Genomic DNA, 20,271 nt, shown 5'->3' with positions numbered 1-20,271 from the left:
ATGTTTGCTTTCTTTGCGGAAAATCTCGCGCCCATCATGTTCCTGTCGCTGATCGTCGTGCTTTTGCTCGGCTATCCCGTGGCGTTTGCACTGGCCTTCGTCGGCTTTGTGTTCGGTTTCGTCGGCATCGAGATGGGCCTGCTGCCGATCAACCTGTTCGGGGCAATCCCCGACCGCATCTTCGGACAGATGTCCAATGAGACGCTGCTTGCAATTCCGTTCTTCACGTTCATGGGACTGATCCTCGAGCGAAGCGGTATGGCGGAGGATTTGTTGGACACGATCGGACAACTGTTCGGGCCTGTGCGCGGCGGCCTTGCCTTCGCTGTGATCTTTGTCGGCGCCATCCTTGCTGCGACGACCGGCGTCGTTGCCGCCTCCGTCATCTCTATGGGTCTGATCTCGCTGCCGATCATGCTTCGCTACGGTTATGATCGCCGCGTTGCCGCCGGCACCATCGCCGCGTCGGGGACGCTTGCGCAGATCATTCCGCCAAGCCTCGTCCTGATTATTCTGGCAGATCAGCTCGGTCGGTCGGTCGGCGACATGTACAAGGGCGCTCTCGTGCCAGGCCTTCTGCTGGTGGCAGTCTATTCGGCCTACATCATCGTAATGTCCATTCTTCGGCCCGCCAGCGTTCCCGCGCTACCGGCAGAAGCGCGTTTGCTGCGAGGCTGGAAGCTCGCCGGAAGAGTTGTGACATCGCTCGTGCCGCCCCTGGTGCTGATCTTCCTGGTGCTCGGAACGATTTTCATTGGTCTTGCGACCCCCACCGAAGGTGGCGCGATGGGTGCCGTCGGTGCCCTGATCCTTGCCGCATTCAATCGTCGCCTCGAACTCAAAATGATCAAGGCGGCGCTGTATTCGACGGCGAAGCTCTCGTCTTTCGTGATCTTCATCCTGTTGGGTGCACGCGTCTTTTCGCTGACCTTTTATGGCGTCAACGGCCACGTTTGGGTCGAGCATCTGATGACGTCGATCCCGGGCGGTGAAATCGGCTTTCTGATTGTCGCCAACCTGCTGGTCTTCTTCCTAGCCTTCTTCCTCGATTATTTCGAACTCGCCTTCATCATCATTCCGCTGCTCGCGCCTGTTGCCGACAGCCTTGGTATCGACCTGATCTGGTTTGGCGTGATGCTGGCGATCAACATGCAGACCTCGTTCATGCACCCGCCATTCGGTTTCTCGCTGTTTTATCTGCGGTCTGTCGCGCCGAGCCGGGCTTATAAGGACCGAATTTCGGGCGCGACCATCCAGCCGGTCACCTCGGGGCAGATCTATATGGGCGCCTTGCCGTTCCTGGGGATCCAGCTTGCGATGGTCATTGTCGTCATCGCGTTCCCCCAGCTCGTCACCCACTACAAGGCCGGCCAGGTCACCGTCGATCCGTCGACCATCCAATTGAACGTCCCGATGCCGGATGCTGGCGCAGAAAATCCATTCGGCACGCCTGCCCAACCGTTCGGCGCTCCTGAACCGTCAGACGGTGCGCCGGCCGCACCTGGTTTTGGAGCACCCGCGCCCGATTTTGGATCGCCGACGCCAAGCTTTGGCGCGCCCTCCGAACCCGGCAAGTAACGTAGCAGCCATCAGCGCTTTGCCAAGTGCTGCAAATCCCATCAACAGAGGAGGATATGATGACAGATCAACTGAGCCGCCGTAATTTTCTGACCAGGGGAGCGCTCGGTGGCGCTGCCACGGTGGCAGGAGCAGCGCTGGCGGCCCCGGCCGTGGCGCAGGAACTGCCGACGATCAAGTGGCGCTTGACGTCCGGCTTCCCGAACAATCTCGATACGATCTATGGCGGGGCGGTGGTCATGGCCGATGCCCTTTCCAAGATCACGGAGGGTAAATTTCAGATCCAGGTCTTTCAAGCCGGCGAGATAGTTCCCGGCCCGCAGGCGATCGATGCGGTCCAGGCAAATACCGTCGAAATCGCCCACACCTGCGGATATTACTTTACCGGCAAGAATCCGACTTTTGCCATCGGTTCAACGATCCCCTTCGGTCTCAATGCCCGCCAGCAAAACGCCTGGCTCTATCACGGCGGCGGCAACGAGCTCTATGACGAGTTTCTTTCTGAATACGGCATCATCGGCAAGCCCGGCGGTGGCACGGGCGCCCAGATGGGTGGCTGGTTCCGCAAGGAGATCAACAGCACTGCAGACCTCAACGGCGTCAAGATGCGTATTGCCGGTGTCGCCGGCCAGGTGATGTCGCGTCTCGGTGTCGTTCCGCAACAGCTGCCCGGCGGCGATATCTATCCGGCGCTCGAACGCGGTACGATCGACGCAGCCGAATGGGTTGGACCCTACGATGACGAGCGCCTCGGCTTCTACCAGATCGCCCCCTATTACTATTATCCCGCATATTGGGAAGGCGGTCTGACCATCCACTTCTTCATCAACAAGGCGCAGTATGAAGGCTTGCCGGACGCTTACAAGGCAGCGCTCGACACCGCCTGCAAGGCGGCCAACGTCAACATGCAGGCGCTTTATGACGTCAAGAACACCAAGGCGATCCGATCGCTGGTCGGCAAGGGGGTGAAACTTCGTCCGCTTCCGCGTGACGTCATGGATGCGGCCTATAAGGCGACGTTTGAACTCTATGGCGAGTACAGTGCCAAGTATCCGGCCTGGGCGAAGATCTATCCGGCCTGGAAGAAATTCCGCGACGAATCCTTCGAGTGGTTCCGTGTCGCCGAATACAGCTACGACAGCTACATGTACGCCGCACAGGCCGCCGGCAAGTGACACTCAGGCGGCTGGAGGTCTGGCCAGCCGCTTTTCTCACCGTTACTGCAGCGTTTGCAGGGGCCTTTAACCGCGCTGCGGGATCGTTTATGACCCCAGCAAGGACGAGGTCAAAAGGTGCCTTAATGACGAGAGATGTCAGCCAGGCCCTGTCATCGTGTGATGGTCGGGAGACCCGGAGCGCCCAGTGGCCTTGGACGCTCCGGCCCAGGCGTTATTTCTGGATGCAGGTGTCGACTGTGTCCTTAGTGCATTCGTCGAGCCCGGTAAACACCGGATCCTCGACCGGCTTTCCGGCGATCAGGTCCATCATCACGGAGGGCGCCTTATAGCCCATTTCGAAGGGACGTTGGCCGACCAAAGCGGTGACAAGGCCCTCCTTGGCTATCGCCACTTCGTCGCCGATCGTGTCGGCGGCGCCGATGACGAACTCGTTCTTGGCGATCTTGTCGGCCATTGGCTTGAACAGGTCGCGGTAGGGCTGGGGAGCGCCGAAGAGCGGCCAGCCGCCCATGATGCCGAAGCCGGCAAGGTCGGGATTGGCGGCGAGGATGTCAGTCATCGCCTGCACGCCCTTGGCGCCGTCGTCATTGGTGAACACCGGGCAGCCGGCGACCTCGGTCCAGCCGCCTTCGCCCTTGAGCTCGCTCAGCCCTTCCTTGCCCGACAGCGAATCGCGCCAGCCCTGTGCGCGGCGCAGAATGTTGTCGGCGCCGGGATTACCCTGGATCGAGCAGACCTTGCCGCCATCCGGTTTAGCCTCTTTCATGTAGTCGCCTATGCGCTTGCCCATGAGATAGTTGTCAGTGCCCAGATAGGTCTTCCGCAAAGCAGCGTCTTCCTGGGCGAGGTCGGCGTCGAGCGTCATTACCGGAACGCTCGGATTGGCTGTTTTGAGCGTCTGGGCGATTAGCTTGGCATTCGACGGCGAGATGGCAATCGCAGCCGTGTCGGCCTTGCCTAGCATGTCCTGGACGATCTGGGCCTCGCCGGCTTCATCGGATGTCGATGCCGGGCCCGTGTAGAAGCACTCATATTCCGAGTCCGGATTTTCCTTGTTCCATTTCTGGCAACCCTGGTTGATCGCTTCGAAGAACGGGTTGTCGAGACCTTTGACGACGATCACGAGCTGCTTCTTGGCAAGCGCCGGGCCGGCGGTGAGTGCCAAGGCTGTGAATGCAAGTAACAATGCCTTCCTCATGGTTTCCTCCCTTGAAACAGACGGGCGCGACGCGACCGCCATACCAAATCAACCCGGGTACCAGACAATGCGACGGTCATCGTGCGAACGCTCGTATTGCCAGGCCGAGTCGATAAGCCTTTCCAGATCATAGCTGGGCTGCCAATCCAGCAGGTATCTGGCCTTGCTGTTATCCATCCAATTCGAGTGGTACTGGCTTGGGATGTCGACAGCCCCAAGATTTCGCGTCTGCGCCAGATAGGCTGCGACCTCGCCATAGTCGACCGGCCGGTCCATACAGATATTGAACAGCTGGCGTTTTGCCCGTGGATTGTCGATAGCTGCCAGAATTGCCGATACGAGATCATCCACATGCACGAAATTACGCTTCAGCGGGCGTCCGTCGGCGTCGCGCAGCAGCGGCACTGTGCCAGCTTCCGCATAACGCCTCGCATCGTCTTGCGGGACCAGCGTCTTCCAGTCGGGTCCGCCGAAAACATCATCGCCGAAGGACAGCGTATATTTGAAATCATCCTTCTCCATGATCCACGGTGCGCGAAGGCAGCAGCTGTTGAGGCCGTACTGGATAGCGAACTGTTCAAGCATTACCTCCTCGAGAACTTTGGAAAGCGCGTAACTGCCAGGATAAGCGCGATGCGGCGTATCCTCGGTGATCGGTCCGTCGTGGCGATAGTAGAAATGGCCGATACCGGCATCACCGCCGATGAGGATGAACTGCTGTGCGGTAGCGCTCGTCCGAAAGGCTTCGAGTAGCCAGAAAAGACCCTTGACCGTGACGTCCATGACGGCGGAAGGCGTTTCCTTGCAGGTGGCAAGATGCAGAACGTGGGTAACATCTTTCATTGCGGCTGCCGCGACATGCTGGTCGGCGATCGAGCCCTTTGTGACTTCGATACGGCTGGTCTCAGGAAGCAAACGATTATGGCACAGCGCGCGGATGCGTGCTTTCGTAAATCTCGGATCGTCAAGCAGCCCAGCAATAAAGCGCCGCCCGACCTTGCCCGTCGCACCGGTGACAAGGATCAGCATGCTCTCTCTCCCACTAACAGCTAATATCCGCTCGCTTCGCCCGTCAACGAGTATTTGTCATACAAAACAGATTTTTGTGATGTCAGCTTGATTCGTCGGACAATTGATTGACGCTTTCGCAAGGTTTTGCGTAAATGCGGTGGAATCGCTTTGCTGGGAGGACATCGGCAAGGCGAGATTGCGGGCATCCATCCCTTGGGCGACATCTGAGGGGCAATTGGGGCAAGCCTGCAGGTTTTGGGAGGTCAGCAGGCTGGTGGCGGTTCTCGAACTCACCAACATTTCCAAACATTTCGGTGCCATCCAGGCAGTCAACGACGTTTCGCTTTCGCTTCTGGCGGGCCAGGTCGTCGGTCTCATGGGCGATAACGGCGCTGGAAAATCAACGCTGGTCAAGATGATTGCCGGCAACTTCCGGCCGAGCGAGGGCACCATACGCCTCGATGGCTCTGAAATCGTCATGCACCGGCCGGTGGAGGCGCGCCAGCACGGCATCGAGATCGTTCACCAGGATCTGGCGCTCTGCAATAATCTCACGGCGGCGGCGAACGTGTTCCTCGGGCGCGAGCTGCGGCGCGGCATCGGTCCACTGAAAGTCCTGGACTACAAGACCATGTATAGGCGTGCCGGCGAAATTTTCAGGGAGCTGAAGTCGGAGACGCGTCCCCGGGACCTCGTAAGGCAGATGTCAGGCGGCCAGCGGCAGGCGGTGGCGATTGCGCGCACGATGCTTTCGGAGGCAAAGATCGTGCTGATGGACGAGCCGACTGCGGCAATTTCCGTTCGCCAGGTGGCGGAGGTCCTCAATCTGATCCGCCAACTGCGAGATCGCGGCATTGCCGTTGTCCTGATCAGCCATCGCATGCCGGACGTCTTTACGGTTGCCGACCGCGTCATTGTCTTGCGGCGAGGCAGAAAAGTTGCCGACAAGCCGATTGAGGCAAGTTCGCCAGAGGAAGTCACAGGGCTTATCACCGGCGCGATCGAACAGGTGTGAACGCGCTGCTTGGATAGTGGAAAAAATGAAGGTCGATGATGGCTGTTACTCTTGACCAGACAATTGCACAGAAGCAGCGGAACTGGATTGCATCAGTCGTGGGCGGGCAGACCTTCTGGGTCCTGATCGCAGTCATCCTCGCCTGTCTTTTCCTGTCTGCGGCAACCGACTCCTTCGCCACGGCGAAGAACCTCTACAACATCACCCGCAACGTCACTTTCGTTGCGATCATTGCGCTCGGCATGACGCTGGTCATCATCACCGGCGGAATCGACCTGTCCGTTGGGTCGGTGCTCTGCCTTTGCAGCATGGTCCTGGCGGTGGTGATGCATGCCGGCTACAGCATCGAAGTCGGTATTGCCGCGTCGATCGGCACCGCACTAATAATCGGGGCCTTCAACGGGCTTTTGATCGCCTATCTCGACTTCCCGCCGTTCGTCGTGACACTCGGCATGCTGTCGATCGCGCGCAGTCTTGCAATGGTCGCATCTAACAATACCGTGGTCTTCCAATTCGGACCGGATCACGACACGCTCCTGGCACTCGGCGGCGGCGCGTGGTTTCTCGGCATCGCCAACCCGGTGCTCTACATGATCATTCTGGCCCTGCTGACCGGTTTCGTGCTGCGCTGGACGAGGTTCGGGCGCTATGTTTTTGCGATCGGCGGCAATGAGCATGCCGCAACGTTGACCGGCGTTCCCGTACGCAGGATCAAGGTGGCAGTTTATATGATATCCGCCCTATCGGCGGGGATTGCCGGCATTGTTCAAACCGGCTGGCTGGGCGCGGTCACCACCAATATAGGTGCCGGAATGGAGCTTCAGGTCATCGCCGCCGCCGTCATTGGTGGCGCCAATCTGGCAGGCGGCGTCGGTACCGCTCTCGGCGCGTTGGTCGGAGCTGCGCTGATCGAAGTGATCCGCAACAGTCTCGGCCTGCTCGGCATCAACGCTTTCTGGCAGGGGACCTTCATTGGGGGCGCCATCGTGCTTGCCGTGCTTTTCGACAGGATCCGCAACTTCCGGCAAAGCGAATAATGGTCTTGCTTGAGCCTGGGCCTTGGATGTCTTGTTCTCGTTCCCGGATTGCCGGCAGAGGGGTGCAAACCGCTCAATCGCGCCTTCTGCGCGGAGTAAAGCGTGAAATGGTGGGCTAATCGGAGTGGGAGACATACAGAAAGCGCGGCTCACTATTGCCAGCAATAACGACGGCCGACAGGCGTCCCGTGCGATACGCCCCTGTATCGATCGCTATTCGGTTCGAATGGACCTCCGGAAGTTCCGATTCCGTTATCGTATGGCCATGCACCACGACCTTTTCGAGCGGGTCTGAGACATCGAGAAAGCGTTCGCGTATTTCGCGAAGATCCCGCTCGTCCTGGTGGGCAAGAGGTTTCTTCGGGTCGATCCCGGCGTGAACGAGGCAGTAGCCATTCACGATGACCATATCTGCGGCTCGATTGAGCAGTGCCAGATGATGGGAATAGCGGGGAAGCAGCAGGTCCGGCAGCTCTCCTGCCCAGCCCGGCATGCGGTGACTGTACGATCGAAGGGTCGACTTTCCGCCCATGCCTGACAGCCAATGATCGAGCGCCGGATCGCCGAGGTGGTTGTTCAATGCCTCGCGAAACAGGTAGTCGTGATTTCCGAGAATGAAGTGCGATCCCTCACGTTCTTGAAGCGTCGCATGGACGATTTCCATCGCTCGCCGGCTGTCGGGCCCTCTGTCGACGATGTCGCCGAGGAATACGACCCGCGGCTTCGCATCACATCTGTGGGCATCGTCGTCGATGGTCGCTAACAGAAGCTCGAGCAGGCTGGCCATCCCATGAACATCGCCAATGGCATAAACGGGGCGAGACACAGAACTGGCTAACTCGACGATTTTCATTTGGCATACTCAGACGCGGTACAAGCATCACTCTGTGTTCATCTGAGGTGATGCAGCTCTGCTGGCAAGGGATGGAGCCCGGCAAGTGCCTGTTGTGGTGTATGAAACGTCAATCCTGTTTTCGATACGTCGCATCGAAAAACAGTTTCATATCGGTGCTCGGTTGATCCGTTTTCTCTTCGACTTTCGCATCGACGTGAAAGCAGATTCGGCTCTTCCGGCTTGTGCTGCACTGTGACCAGCCATATTTTAGAGGAATGCCGGGCGCCGCAGGAAAGCGGTGACGCTTTCGCGTGCGTGGAGCTTGCTCATCAGGAACGAAAGCATGAACATCGACAGGATTTTGCGGTCCGTTGTGGCCGTACGTTCTTCAATTCCGGAAGATGCCTTCACGGCGATGACCCTCGGTACCCAAAGAGAGGGAAGCGGCGTGGTGATCGGTGAAAACGGGCTGGTGGTCACAATCGGCTATCTGATCACCGAGGCCGAGGAAGTGTGGCTGACGCGCAATGATGGCTATGTCGTTCCTGCGCATGCCCTTGCCTATGATCAGGAAACCGGCTTCGGCCTGGTGCAGGCGCTCGGGCCGCTTTACGTTCCCGCATTGGATCTTGGGGATGCAATTGCAGCGAAGGTCGGCGATCCGGTTATGCTTGCTGACGGCATCGGTCAGTTTGTGCAGGCTGCGATTGTCGCCAAGCAGGAATTCGCCGGTTACTGGGAATATCTGCTCGAAGAGGCGATTTTCATCGCGCCTGCTCACCCTTCCTGGGGAGGTGCGGCACTCATCGGCTCCGACGGCAAACTTCTCGGCATTGGCTCGCTGCGCCTGCAAATGAGCCAAAGGGGACAGGCCGCCGACATCAACATGGTTGTACCGATCAACCTGCTGCCACCCATTCTTGATGATCTGCTCACGCGCGGCCAAGTGAATAAGCCGCCGCGTCCCTGGCTCGGGGCCTTTTCTGCCGAAAGCAATGGCGACGTGGTGGTCATGAGCGTGGCTGAAGGGGGCCCGGCGGCTCAAGCGGGCTTGCGTGAGGGAGATATCATCTCCGAGATAAGGGATGGAGAGGTCGCCGGTCTTGCCGACTTTTACCGCAAGCTATGGAGGAGCGGTCCCGCCGGTGTGGAAATCCCCATGAGGATATTGCGCGATGGTCGTGAAGCTTGGCTGCGTGTCAAGTCGGCCGACCGCAACAGCTTTCTTCGAAAGCCGCAACTGCAGTAATGAAGCTTTGCGATTGTTTGGCCGTAGATAACCGGGTCGACAGTCCGCTTGACTCAAAAGGGGATCGGTGAACTAAATGGTAAATCGGTTTACTAAAGCGGTTTACAAGCGATGGGAAACGAGCGTGTCACCAGTCTGAAGGATGTCGCCGGTGCTGCCGGCGTTTCCGTGACGACAGTCTCTCGGCTGCTGAACGGCTCGCTCGAGCTTCCCCACGAGACGAAGAAGAGGATCGAGGATGCGATCCGTGATCTCAATTATCAGCCCAATCCGCATGCCCGGCGCCTAAGCCGCGGGCGCTCGGATACGATCGGTCTCGTCGTGCCCGACATCGCCAATCCGTTCTTCGCAACCCTTGTGGCGGCGGTGGAGGAGGAGGCGGATCGCCGCGGGCTTGCCGTCTCGCTGTATGCGACGCTGAACCGCTCCGGCCGCGAGGTCGCCTATCTTCAGCTGATAGAACGCAACCACGTCGATGGATTGATCTTCGTTACAAATCATCCCGATGACGGGCAACTGGGGGCGCTCATCAACCGCACCGGCAAGGTCGTCGTCGTCGACGAAGACGTTCCGGACGCGCTGGCACCGAAGCTCTTCTGCGACAATGACAGGGGTGGCTATCTTGCGGGAACGCATCTTGCGCAAATGGGGCATCGCCGCGTCCTATTCATCGGTGGACCCGAACGGATGATCAGCGCACAGCGACGGTTCCAGGGGCTAGAAAGGGCAATGCACGAACTGTGGGGTGCTGATGCTGTGTTGCTCAACTATAAGGGCGAATACACCGTCGCCTTCGGGCGCGAAGCTGCCAAGCGCTTCATAGCCGATGGCATGCCTGCGAGCGCGATCTTCGCGAGTTCGGATGAAATCGCCATCGGCCTTATTGAAGTCTTGCGCAGCCAAGGCATTTCGATTCCTCAGGACGTCTCGATCGTTGGTTTCGACGACGTCGGGCCGCTGCATCTTTTTGCGCCGCCGGTAACGGCCGTCCGCCAGCCCGTTCGGCAGATAGGCCAGCGCGCGCTGTCGTTGCTTCTTGAAACAAACTGGCAGGAGCGTGCCCCATGCGCTGTGGAAGAGCTCCTGCCGGTCGAGATCGTCGTGCGGAGTTCCGTTGCGCCGCCGGCGAATCCGAAAATCGCAATGGGCAAAAAAACAACCAGAGGATGAGAACATGACTTGCACTATCAAACGCAGAACATTGACAGCCGCTCTCGGCTTCACCGCATTGGCCACCGCCTCGCTCGCAGGCTTCGGCGCCAGTGCACAGGAAAAGACCTTTGCGCTGGTACAGATCAACCAGCAGGCATTGTTTTTCAACCAGATGAACGAGGGCGCCCAGAAGGCGGCCGATGCAGCAGGCGTAAAGCTGGTGATCTTCAATGCCAACAACGATCCGGCTGCCCAAAACAGTGCAATCGAAACCTACATTCAGCAAAAAGTCGCCGGTCTTGCAGTCGTTGCCATCGATGTCAACGGCATCATGCCGGCCGTCAAGCAGGCGGCAGATGCCGGTATCCCTGTGGTCGCGATCGATGCAATCCTGCCTGAAGGGCCCCAAAAGGCCCAGATCGGCGTCGACAACGCCAAGGCCGGCGCTGAAATGGGCAGGTTCTTTCTCGACTATGTCAAGGCGAACATGGACGGAAAGGCAAAGGTCGGTGTCGTCGGTGCGCTGAATTCGTTCATCCAGAACGTCCGCCAGCAGGGCTTTGAAAAGACGCTCGAGGGTGTCTCCGGCATCGAGAAGGCCGGGGTCGTCGATGGTCAGAACATTCAGGACAATGCGCTTGCCGCCGCCGAGAACCTGATCACCGGCAATCCGGATATGACGGCCGTCTATGCGACCGGCGAGCCGGCGCTGATGGGAGCGATCGCCGCTGTCGAAAGCCAGGGTAAGCAGGATGCCATAAAGGTGTTCGGTTGGGACCTCACTGCCCAGGCGATCGCCGGCATCGACGCCGGCTACGTCGCAGCCGTGATACAGCAGGATCCAGCCGCCATGGGTGCTGCGGCCGTCGACGCGCTGAAGAAGGTCTCGGATGGCGGTTCAGTCGACAAGAACATCGCAGTTCCCGTGACGATCGTCACCAAGGAGAATGTGGAACCATACAGGGCCGTTTTCAAATGATCGGGCACGGACAGCACCCAAGCGCTGTCTCCGGAACCGGGGGAGCCCTGCTTCCCCGGCAATCCGGGGTGGCGGCAATAAGGCCGCGCATATCGCTCCGCGATATCCGCAAGACCTTCGGCTCGCACCAGGCATTGCGAGGCGTCGACCTCGACCTTTTCCCCGGGGAATGCCTCGGCCTTGTAGGCGACAACGCGGCAGGCAAGTCAACGCTTACTAAAATTATCTCCGGCACCTATATTCCCGACGCTGGGACGATCTCGATCGATGGAGAAGAGGTGCGGTTTTCCGGTCCGGCCGAGGCGCGCTCGCGCAATATAGAGATGGTCTTCCAGGACCTGAGCCTCTGCGATCATATCGATGTGGTCGGCAATCTCTTTCTTGGCCGCGAAATCACCAAGGGACCTTTCCTCGATCGTGCGACCATGCTTGCCGAGGCGCGTAAGATGCTCGATGCGCTGGAAATTCGCATCCCGCGGCTGACTGCAAAGGTCGAAAAGCTTTCCGGTGGCCAGCGCCAGGCCATCGCAATTGCTCGGGCCGCCTCCTTCAGTCCCAAGGTTCTGATCATGGACGAGCCGACATCGGCACTTGCCGTTGCCGAGGTGGAAGCCGTGCTCTCGCTGATCAACCGCGTCAAGGCGAAGGGCGTTTGCGTCGTCCTTATCACCCATCGCCTGCAGGACCTCTTCCGGGTCTGCGACAGGATTGCCGTCATGTACGAAGGCACCAAAGTCGCCGAGCGCGAGATCGGCAAGACCGATCTGGAGGATCTCGTGAAGCTCATCGTCGGAGGTGAGCGGCCGTGACCGTCTATACCGAACGTGCCAAGGGCTCGTCGCTTGCCGACTTCTTTGCCGAGCATGCGCAGGTCCTGTCGATCGCCTTTTTCTTCCTCGCCTGCGTGGCCTTCTTTGCAGTCACGACCGATACATTCATGACCCTTGGAAATCTTCTGAATGTCGTGCGCCAGGCAGCACCGATTCTTGTTGTGGCCGTCGCGATGACCCTGGTTATCGTCACCGGCGGTATCGATCTGTCGGTCGGGTCGCAGGTGGCGCTCGTCAACGCCGTGGCGGCGATCATTCTTGCCATGGGGTACCCCTGGCCGATCGTTGTCGTGGGGATGCTGGCCTTCGGAGCGCTGCTGGGCATGGCGCAGGGCTGGTTCATTGCCTATCAGGGTATACCGGCCTTCATCGTCACGCTGGCGGGACTTTCGATCCTGCGCGGCCTGGCGCTTTATCTGACGCAAGGCTATTCGATCCCGATCAGGGACGTTCCAGGCTTCTTCTGGCTGGGACGTGGCCAGTTTATCGGCTTGCCGGTCCCTGCGTTGATCGCCATTTTCGTCGCCGCCATCGGCTATGTCGTGATCTCCTCGACCAAATATGGACGGCAGGTCGTGGCCGTCGGCTCCAACATGGAAGCGGCACGCCGCGTCGGCATGCCGGCGCAATGGATCATTGCCTCGGTCTATCTCGTTTCCGGCGTGGCCTCGGCGCTGGCCGGGCTGTTGATCGCGGCGCGTCTTGGCTCCGGCTCGTCAAACGCAGCCGTCGGTTTCGAACTGCAGGTCGTCGCGGCCGTGGTTCTCGGCGGCACGTCGCTGATGGGTGGCCGCGGCACGATCCTCGGCACGGTGCTCGGAACGCTGACCATCGCGGTGATCGGCAATGGGCTCATCCTCATGCACGTCTCACCGTTCTTCACCCAGATCGTGACTGGTGCCATCATCCTCCTGGCGATCTGGCTCAATACCCGCATCTTCACCACCAGTTTTCGTTTCGGCGCCAAGAAGAAGGGCTGAGTGATGGCAGGCGAGCTTTCCGAAGGCCATGTCCGATCCGGCAAGGTCATGACCGTTGCCGGCCCGGTCCGGGCTGACGCACTGGGCGTTACGCTGATGCACGAGCACGTCCTCAACGACTGCAGTTGCTGGTGGCATCCGCCAAAGACGCCGGAGCGGCAATATCTTGCCGAAGGGTTCGTTTGCATGGAGATTCTCGGTGAGCTGCGCCAGGACCCGTTCGTCAACAAGCACAACATAGCGCTGGACGACGAGCCGCTGGCGATCGCCGAACTTGAGGATTTCGTGAAGGAAGGCGGCAGGACGGTCGTCGAGCCGACGTGTCAGGGCATCGGCCGCCGCCCCCTGGCTCTGCGGCGCATCGCCAAGGCAACGGGACTCAATATCGTGATGGGTGCGGGCTATTACCTTGCCTCGTCGCATCCGGCCAAGGTTGCTGGCATGAGTGCTGCAGAGATTGCCGACGAGATCGTCTGCGAGGCTCTTGAGGGTGCTCAAGGCACGGATGTGAAGATCGGTCTGATCGGCGAGATTGGCGTCTCTTCCGACTTCACCGAGCAGGAGGAAAAGTCGCTACGCGGTGCAACCCAAGCCCACCGCCGCACAGGGTTGCCGCTGATGGTCCATCTGCCCGGCTGGTGCCGGCTCGGCCACAAGGTGCTCGACATCGTGGCCGAGGAGGGAGGCGATCTGCGCCACACCGTGCTCTGCCACATGAATCCCTCGCATGACGATCTCGGCTATCAGGGCGAGATCGCTTCGCGCGGTGCGTTTATCGAATACGACATGATCGGCATGGATTTCTTCTATGCCGATCAGCAGGTGCAATGCCCGAGCGACGAAGAGGCTGCACGCGCCATCGTCAAGCTCGTCGAGATGGGACACGCCGGGCGTATCCTGCTGTCGCACGACGTATTCCTGAAGATGATGCTGACGAAGTACGGCGGCAACGGCTATGCCTACGTGCTCAGGCATTTCCTCCCGCGCCTCAAACGCCACGGCCTCAATGACCGGGTCATCGGCCAAATGATGCGCGACAATCCGCGGTCGGTCTTCCAGGCTTCTGCCTGACACCATCAAAGAAACGGTAAGGGACAATGACAAAGAAAGTACTCCTCGTCGGTGAAAGCTGGATCAGTTCGGCCACCCACTACAAGGGCTTCGACCAGTTCGGCAGCGTAACTTTCCATCTAGGCGCCGAACCGCTGGTCAAGGCGCTTCAGGGCAGCGAATTCGATCTGACCTACATGCCCGCGCACGAGGCGGTGGAAAAATTTCCCTTCGGCATGGCCGGGCTTGACGCCTATGACGCGGTCATCCTGTCAGACATCGGCGCGAACTCGCTGCTCCTGCCGCCAGCGGTCTGGCTGCACTCGCAGACGGTGCCGAACCGGCTGAAACTCATTAAGGCCTGGGTGGAGAAGGGGGGCGGGCTGTTGATGGTCGGCGGCTACTTCTCCTTTCAGGGGATCGACGGCAAGGCGCGCTGGCGCCGTACGCCGGTCGAAGATGTCTTGCCCGTCACCTGCCTTGCCTATGACGACCGCGTTGAAATGCCGGAAGGATCGACCGCCATTGTCCTGAGGCCGGAACATCCGGTCATGGCCGGGCTTGACGGCGAATGGCCGCTGCTTCTCGGCGTCAATGAAGTGGAACCGCGCGACCGTGCCGATATCGAAGTGCTTGCCCGCCTGCCGGAAGATCAGGGGAGCCATCCGTTGCTGGTTCTGGGGTCGCACGGCAAGGGCCGAACGGCCGCCTGGACCTCTGATATCGGTCCCCATTGGCTGTCGCCGGCTTTTTGCGAGTGGGAAGGGTATGGACGCTTGTGGACCAATCTCCTTGGCTGGTTGACCGAGGCGCGCTGAAGCTCAGGCGGCGAGAATGGCACGAAGTTCGCCATTGGTGGGAAACGCAGATCGGGTGCCCCGCCGGCTGACAGTTAAGGCAGCAGCTGCGGTCGCGTGGCCTATGGCGCGGGCGTCAAGCGGCACGCCCCGCAGCGCACAAGAGGCAAGTGCCGTGCCCATGAAGGTGTCGCCGGCGCCCGTGGTATCGATGGCGATGGCGGGGGCTGCCGGGATCTCAAGGGTGCCTGCCCGGCTTGCGAGCATTGCGCCTTCGGCCCCGAGTGTCAGGACAGCATATTTGACCCCCGCAGAGATCAGGGCCGAGGCGGCAGCTTGGCCGCCGGTTCCAGTTAAGCTCTCGGCTTCACCTTTATTCACAAAGGCAATGTCGATGAGCGGCCAGAGATCGGCGAAAAAGCGACGAAGGGGTGAGGGGTTGAATGCGGTGACCAGCTGTCGGCGCCTGGCTTCTTCAAGAATGCCGCGGGTAACGTCGTCGGAAAGGTTGCCCTGCAGGACAACGAGATCGCCAGCGGCAGTTTCGGCAAGCGGCCGAATGGCATCCGAAATGGTCAGCGAACCGGCAGAATCGGAGGTCGTGACAATGGCATTCTCGCCATCGGGGGTGGTGAAGATGATGGAGAAATCGCTCGCCTTTCCGGCGAGCCGGACCAGTCGCGCATCGACCGGCTCTTCGCCCAACTGGCTGCGGATGATCTCAGCGCGAAAATCATCGCCGACGGCTGCAACAAGGATGGAGGCAAGACCGGCACGGCCCATCACCACGGCCTGGTTTGCGCCTTTGCCGCCAAGATCACGGGTTTGCTGGCGGCCGAGAATCGAAGCGCCTGCCTCAGGCATGGCCGATACGGAAATAGTTTCGTCCACTGTGACGTTGCCGATGACATAAGCACGCATGACTGGCTTTCGAAAGGGAAACAGATGCAGGAAATATCCGACAAGACCTCAAGCGCCATACGGGAAATATTCGGGACTGACAAGGCGCTGATCGGCATGATCCATTGCCCCGCCTTTCCCGGCGCCCCGCGTTACCACGGCAAAGAGATGAACGCCATCTATGAAGCCTGCCTTCGCGACGCCGAGGCACTGATAGAGGGTGGTATGCACGGCCTGATTATCGAAAATCATGGCGACATCCCGTTCTCGAAACCGGAGGATATCGGCCCGGAGACCGCGGCTTTCATGTCGGTTGTCACCGATCGCATCGCACGCGCAGTTGGCGTCCCGATCGGGATCAACGTCCTTGCGAATGCGCCGATCCCATCATTCGCCATCGCCATGGCCGGCGGCGCGAAGTTCATCCGGGTCAACCAGTGGGCCAACGCCTATGTAGCGAATGAGGGCTTCATGGAGGGCCGTGCGGCGCAGGCGATGCGCTACCGGTCGATGTTGAGAGCCGAGCACATCAAGGTTTTCGCCGACAGCCACGTCAAGCATGGCGCACACGCCATCACCGCCGACCGCACGATCGAGGAACTGACCCGCGACCTTGCTTTCTTCGACGCCGATGCCGTGATCGCCACGGGACAGCGCACCGGTGACACGGCGAGCATCGATGAAATTGAAGCAATCGGCGCAGCGACCCACCTGCCCTTGCTGGTCGGTTCCGGCGTCAGCAAGGACAATATCGTCGAAATCCTGAAGCGCACCAACGGCGTCATCGTCGCCTCCTCGCTGAAGCACGGCGGACTGTGGTGGAACCCGGTCGACGTCGAGCGCGTGAAGGCCTTCGTTGCAGCCGCCGGACCGGCTTTGAAGGGATGAATGATATGCGGCAGAGCTTGTCGGACCAGATCATCCGGGAAAACCGGTCCGTCTTCGAGGCGATGGTCGGTCATCGTTTTGTCGAGGACATCAAGGCCGGTCGCCTGTCGAAGGAAGTGTTCGACAGGTACCTCGTTTATGAGGGTGCCTTTGTCGAAACAGCCATCTCCATCTTCGCCCTGGCTACGGCCAGGGCAGAGACCATTGCGCAGAAGCGATGGCTGATCGATGTGCTTCACGTGCTCGCCAATCAGCAGCTTGCCTATTTCGAGAAGACCTTCGCCGCACGCGGGATCGATCCCGCGGCCTTCGATGTGGATCGGCCGGAGGTGGCGAACTTCTGCAACGGCATGCTGGAGATTGCAAGATCTGGAAGCTTCCACGACACGATCGCCGCCATGTTTGCTGCTGAATGGATGTATTGGACCTGGTCAAGTGAGGCGGCCGAATTCCGGATCGACGATCCATTGCTCAAGGAATGGGTGGACCTCCACGCGCATGAGGATTTTGCCGCCCAGGCGCGCTGGCTTAAGGCGGAACTCGACCTTGCGGCCGATCGCCTCGATCGCGCCGAGCGCTCGCGGCTCAGCAGCGTCTTCGGCCGGGTCCAGCAGCTGGAGATCGATTTTCACGACGCTGCCTATCGATGATGCCCACGACACAGGCAGTTGGCATCGGTGGCGAGGCAACCGTGAGAGGGCTCTTGGCGCCGGGGTCCGTCGCCTGGTCGAAAAGAAGGCGGGTGCCGGTTTCTTCGCACGGCACAGGCTCGATGGCATTGCCGCAATCGGGGTATGTCGAGGCGCTGACTGCCAATGGCTACGGACGATCCTCAAGGTGAAGCTGCCAGAAGCCATCGGACCGGGAACAATACCGCTGCCTGCAGGTTGATCTTGCTTCAACACAAGACCGCAGAGGCTGACGCTTGAGGCAGCAAGATGAATGGAGAAGCGCCATGGCACTGACCCTGATGAGCCCGGCATTTACACAGGACAATCCCATTCCCAAGAAATATGCGCGCTCCGGCGAAAATCTGCTTCCGCCTCTCAAATGGGGCGGGGCTCCGCAAGGGACGAGAAGCTTTGCCTTGATCGTCGAAGACCCGGACGCGCCACATGGCACCTTCCGCCATTGCGGCATTGCCAATATCCCTTCCGATTGGGACGCTCTGGCCGAAAGCGCTGATACCGCACCGCAAAACGCGCCACGCTTTTATGCCAATGATTTCGGAAACGTCCGCTATGATGGTCCGCAGCCGCCACGGGGCGACCAGGCGCATCACTACGTTTTTCGCCTTGCCGCGCTCGACGTCCCGAGTCTTTCGGTTCCCGGCGAGGCCGGTATCGCTACTATGTGGAAGGAAGCAAGGAAACATATGCTCGCCGAGGCAACCATTACCGGCACATATCAGACCTCGTAGGCTGAGCTGATTTGATTTCCGACTTGGCAAGTGCGATCGCAAAGCACCATGCGACGAAGGTCCCGGTGAGATGGACCGTGGTTGCGTGTTCCGTTGCTATCTTACGCCGACGCTGTCGGGCCACAAAGCCTGGATTTCCTTGGGCAGTGCGTCGCGCACTTTCGCCGATTGGCCGAGATCGATATGACGGGCAAGAACGTGGAAAACCGATTTCGCCGCATCGGCGGGATCGACCGGACGAATGGATTTCAGACCTTCGGCGACACGCGCGAGGAACTCATCGCGCGAACGTGTCTTGTCCGGCATTTGGGACGGTCGATATTGATCGTAGTAAATGCCGCGAACGATGAGCGGCAGTTCCGCGCCGAGATGGGCCGCAAGGTCCGGCGAAAGCCTGTCGCGCAGGGCCTTAAGGACGGCGCCCAGAATATGCCATGCGACGTGGCGGTCGGGACCATGGTCGGCCATGATTTCGTTCAGCCAGATATTGGTGGTTTGCAGCGTCTTGTCGAAGACATCGAGACCGGTTGTGCTCATCTTCACACCCTCCTTCCTATGCAAGGCCCCTCGAACCCCGGACATTGCTTCTCAAAGAGCACAACTGCAATTGGCTGCAATTGTTTCGCCCATGGTGAAGAAAACCGGTTGAGCGTCCAGTGCGGACAATGCCTGACGCAGCGGGCAATTGGCGACGGTGACGTTAATCGACGCCGCGTGGAACATTGCCGAGCCAGAGACGTTCGACTTTTGTAGAAATCCATACAAGGCGGAGGATAAAAATCATGAAAGTGAGCGAAGTGATGACGCGCGACGTCCGGCTCGTCAGGCCGGATGACACGATACAGGAAGCGGCAAGGATGATGGCCGAACTCGACGCCGGGGTGGTGCCGGTTCAGGATAATGACCGGCTGGTCGGCATGCTGACGGATCGCGACATCGCGGTGCGCGCCATTGCCAGAGGCCAGGGGCCTGAGGCGAAGGTCGGCGATATCATGACGTCCGAAGTCAGATACTGCTTCGATGATCAGGACACTGACGAAGTCTGCAAGAATCTTGCCGATCAACAGATCAGGCGCATCCCGGTGGTTAATCGCGACAAGCGGCTGGTTGGAATATTGTCGCTTGGTGATCTGGCAACAGTCGCCGAAAAGGGAGCGGCCGGCGCAGCGCTTGCGGGCATATCGCGGCACGGAGGCCAACATTCGCAGTCGAGCGGCCTTCACTGACGGGCCACGCGATGAGTGAAGATGCGGGAAAATGGCGCCGTGGCGCCCTCTTTTCCCGCCAATGCGCACTGCAGGCCGTAATGCTGCGCATGCAACCTCTATGGTGCGATGCAGCGACGATTGCCTCTTGACGCCCGAGCTACTGTGACCTTTACTCAACTGATCTGGTGGACCAACCAGTGGATCAGTGAGTGGTGATGGACGAGAGCCCGATCTTGACGCAGGTACCGAATGTCGGGCGAAGCCTGGCGCGCCAGACGGCGCGCGACGTCATCGCTGAAAAACTGATGGTCCTGATTGCCACGAACATGCTGCGGCCAGGCGACGAGCTGCCGGGTGAGCGCGAGCTTGCCAATGTTCTTCATGTCAGCAGGGAAACGGTGCGCGGCGCAATCCAGATGCTTGCTGCCCAAGGCATCATCGAAGTCTCGCACGGCAGCCGCAGCCGCGTCGGAAAGGTCGATCTCAGCCACATCACCGTCACCATCGCATCCCCGAACGCCATCGACAGCTACGATTTGGAATCGGTTCATGCGGCGCGCCTGCATATCGAACTGAAGGTCGTCGGCGATGCCGCCGAAAGGATCGACGCCGAAACGCTGACTAAACTGCAGGGCCTCATCGAAGCGCAGCGTCTGGGTGGCGACGATGCAATGCGCTTTCTCATCTGTGACCGTGAATTCCACGTCGCAATCTATCGCGCTTGCGGAAACCCGCTGCTCGCCGATTTTGTCACCGATCTATACACCTACATGATGGACCACCGACGCAAGGCAATGTCGAAGCCTGGCGCCATTAAGGCCAGCTATGCCGATCACGTTGCGATTGCCGAGGCTCTTGAACGGCATGACCGAGAGGCCGTGATCGCCGCATTTCGCCATCATCTGACGCGGATTTACGAAACAACCAGGGCTCTTTTGAGCGCCGGCAGTCCGGCGTGAGCCGGTA

At 59.7% G+C, this 20,271-nt stretch carries 21 protein-coding genes; 16 read left to right on the top strand and 5 right to left on the bottom strand.

Annotated elements, in window-relative coordinates; genetic code table 11:
• The gene (locus EV130_RS17645) at positions 1 to 1,578 is read left to right on the top strand and encodes a TRAP transporter large permease (RefSeq protein ID WP_132550912.1); all 1,578 of its coding nucleotides are present in this window, start codon (positions 1 to 3) and stop codon (positions 1,576 to 1,578) included.
• 59 nt (positions 1,579 to 1,637) lie between these two features.
• Positions 1,638 to 2,753 carry a TRAP transporter substrate-binding protein gene (locus EV130_RS17640; protein ID WP_074064288.1) on the top strand — a complete coding sequence of 372 codons (1,116 nt, stop codon included), beginning with the start codon at positions 1,638 to 1,640 and terminating at the stop codon, positions 2,751 to 2,753.
• 214 nt (positions 2,754 to 2,967) lie between these two features.
• Here the strand turns inward: EV130_RS17640 and EV130_RS17635 are convergent, their stop codons facing one another.
• Positions 2,968 to 3,954: a sugar-binding protein gene (locus tag EV130_RS17635; protein WP_074064289.1), complete on the bottom strand. Its 987-nt coding sequence runs from the start codon at positions 3,952 to 3,954 to the stop codon at positions 2,968 to 2,970.
• A gap of 48 nt (positions 3,955 to 4,002) precedes the next feature.
• Positions 4,003 to 4,983, bottom strand: a complete 981-nt coding sequence (locus EV130_RS17630; RefSeq protein WP_132550910.1) for an NAD-dependent epimerase/dehydratase family protein — start codon at positions 4,981 to 4,983, stop codon at positions 4,003 to 4,005.
• 256 nt (positions 4,984 to 5,239) lie between these two features.
• Here EV130_RS17630 and EV130_RS17625 point away from each other — a divergent pair, with 256 nt between their 5' ends.
• Complete coding sequence (locus EV130_RS17625; RefSeq protein WP_245520069.1) at positions 5,240 to 5,980, top strand: ATP-binding cassette domain-containing protein; 741 nt, start codon at positions 5,240 to 5,242, stop codon at positions 5,978 to 5,980.
• Positions 5,981 to 6,018: 38 nt separating this feature from the next.
• The gene (locus tag EV130_RS17620; protein WP_074065621.1) at positions 6,019 to 7,017 is read left to right on the top strand and encodes an ABC transporter permease; all 999 of its coding nucleotides are present in this window, start codon (positions 6,019 to 6,021) and stop codon (positions 7,015 to 7,017) included.
• A gap of 115 nt (positions 7,018 to 7,132) precedes the next feature.
• Here EV130_RS17620 and EV130_RS17615 read toward each other — a convergent pair whose 3' ends face one another.
• Entirely contained in the window at positions 7,133 to 7,870 is a 738-nt protein-coding gene (locus EV130_RS17615) for a metallophosphoesterase (protein ID WP_132550906.1), read from the bottom strand.
• A gap of 325 nt (positions 7,871 to 8,195) precedes the next feature.
• Here EV130_RS17615 and EV130_RS17610 point away from each other — a divergent pair, with 325 nt between their 5' ends.
• The 7 genes from EV130_RS17610 (at position 8,196) to EV130_RS17580 (ending at position 14,910) form a co-directional block, all read left to right on the top strand.
• Positions 8,196 to 9,101, top strand: coding sequence for a S1C family serine protease (locus tag EV130_RS17610; protein ID WP_074065622.1), 906 nt, complete (start codon positions 8,196 to 8,198; stop codon positions 9,099 to 9,101).
• 111 nt (positions 9,102 to 9,212) lie between these two features.
• Positions 9,213 to 10,271 carry a LacI family DNA-binding transcriptional regulator gene (locus tag EV130_RS17605; RefSeq protein WP_074064292.1) on the top strand — a complete coding sequence of 353 codons (1,059 nt, stop codon included), beginning with the start codon at positions 9,213 to 9,215 and terminating at the stop codon, positions 10,269 to 10,271.
• A gap of 4 nt (positions 10,272 to 10,275) precedes the next feature.
• Entirely contained in the window at positions 10,276 to 11,232 is a 957-nt protein-coding gene (locus EV130_RS17600; protein ID WP_132550904.1) for a substrate-binding domain-containing protein, read from the top strand.
• Positions 11,229 to 12,041, top strand: a complete 813-nt coding sequence (locus tag EV130_RS17595; protein ID WP_074064294.1) for an ATP-binding cassette domain-containing protein — start codon at positions 11,229 to 11,231, stop codon at positions 12,039 to 12,041. The genes EV130_RS17600 and EV130_RS17595 overlap by 4 nt, the downstream gene beginning before the upstream one ends.
• Complete coding sequence (locus tag EV130_RS17590) at positions 12,038 to 13,042, top strand: ABC transporter permease (protein WP_132550902.1); 1,005 nt, start codon at positions 12,038 to 12,040, stop codon at positions 13,040 to 13,042. The genes EV130_RS17595 and EV130_RS17590 overlap by 4 nt, the downstream gene beginning before the upstream one ends.
• A gap of 3 nt (positions 13,043 to 13,045) precedes the next feature.
• Positions 13,046 to 14,113, top strand: coding sequence for a phosphotriesterase family protein (locus tag EV130_RS17585; protein ID WP_132551007.1), 1,068 nt, complete (start codon positions 13,046 to 13,048; stop codon positions 14,111 to 14,113).
• Between the two features lie 26 nt (positions 14,114 to 14,139).
• Positions 14,140 to 14,910 (top strand): glutamine amidotransferase, encoded by a 771-nt coding sequence (locus EV130_RS17580; RefSeq protein WP_132550900.1) that lies wholly within the window; start codon positions 14,140 to 14,142, stop codon positions 14,908 to 14,910.
• Between the two features lie 3 nt (positions 14,911 to 14,913).
• Here the strand turns inward: EV130_RS17580 and EV130_RS17575 are convergent, their stop codons facing one another.
• Entirely contained in the window at positions 14,914 to 15,810 is an 897-nt protein-coding gene (locus EV130_RS17575) for a ribokinase (protein WP_132550898.1), read from the bottom strand.
• Positions 15,811 to 15,834: 24 nt separating this feature from the next.
• Between EV130_RS17575 and EV130_RS17570 the strand changes: the two genes are divergently transcribed.
• The 3 genes from EV130_RS17570 (at position 15,835) to EV130_RS17560 (ending at position 18,097) form a co-directional block, all read left to right on the top strand.
• Positions 15,835 to 16,677, top strand: coding sequence for a BtpA/SgcQ family protein (locus tag EV130_RS17570; protein WP_074064299.1), 843 nt, complete (start codon positions 15,835 to 15,837; stop codon positions 16,675 to 16,677).
• Between the two features lie 5 nt (positions 16,678 to 16,682).
• Positions 16,683 to 17,327, top strand: coding sequence for a TenA family protein (locus EV130_RS17565; protein WP_132550896.1), 645 nt, complete (start codon positions 16,683 to 16,685; stop codon positions 17,325 to 17,327).
• Positions 17,328 to 17,632: 305 nt separating this feature from the next.
• The gene (locus EV130_RS17560; protein ID WP_074064300.1) at positions 17,633 to 18,097 is read left to right on the top strand and encodes a YbhB/YbcL family Raf kinase inhibitor-like protein; all 465 of its coding nucleotides are present in this window, start codon (positions 17,633 to 17,635) and stop codon (positions 18,095 to 18,097) included.
• A 96-nt stretch (positions 18,098 to 18,193) separates the two neighbouring features.
• On the opposite strand, the gene EV130_RS17555 is transcribed toward EV130_RS17560, so the two are convergent.
• Positions 18,194 to 18,634: a DUF2267 domain-containing protein gene (locus EV130_RS17555; RefSeq protein WP_074064301.1), complete on the bottom strand. Its 441-nt coding sequence runs from the start codon at positions 18,632 to 18,634 to the stop codon at positions 18,194 to 18,196.
• 245 nt (positions 18,635 to 18,879) lie between these two features.
• On the opposite strand from EV130_RS17555, the gene EV130_RS17550 reads away from it, so the two are divergent.
• Both EV130_RS17550 and EV130_RS17545 read left to right on the top strand, forming a co-directional pair.
• On the top strand, positions 18,880 to 19,323 hold the full coding sequence (locus EV130_RS17550; RefSeq protein WP_074064302.1) for a CBS domain-containing protein: 444 nt from the start codon (positions 18,880 to 18,882) through the stop codon (positions 19,321 to 19,323).
• A 197-nt stretch (positions 19,324 to 19,520) separates the two neighbouring features.
• On the top strand, positions 19,521 to 20,264 hold the full coding sequence (locus EV130_RS17545; RefSeq protein ID WP_074064303.1) for a FadR/GntR family transcriptional regulator: 744 nt from the start codon (positions 19,521 to 19,523) through the stop codon (positions 20,262 to 20,264).
• The last annotated feature ends 7 nt before the right edge of the window (positions 20,265 to 20,271 follow it).

Origin of the sequence: Rhizobium azibense (assembly GCF_004342325.1) — a bacterium.
Lineage (GTDB): Bacteria > Pseudomonadota > Alphaproteobacteria > Rhizobiales > Rhizobiaceae > Rhizobium > Rhizobium etli_B.
This window is presented reverse-complemented; position numbering and strand designations above follow the sequence as displayed.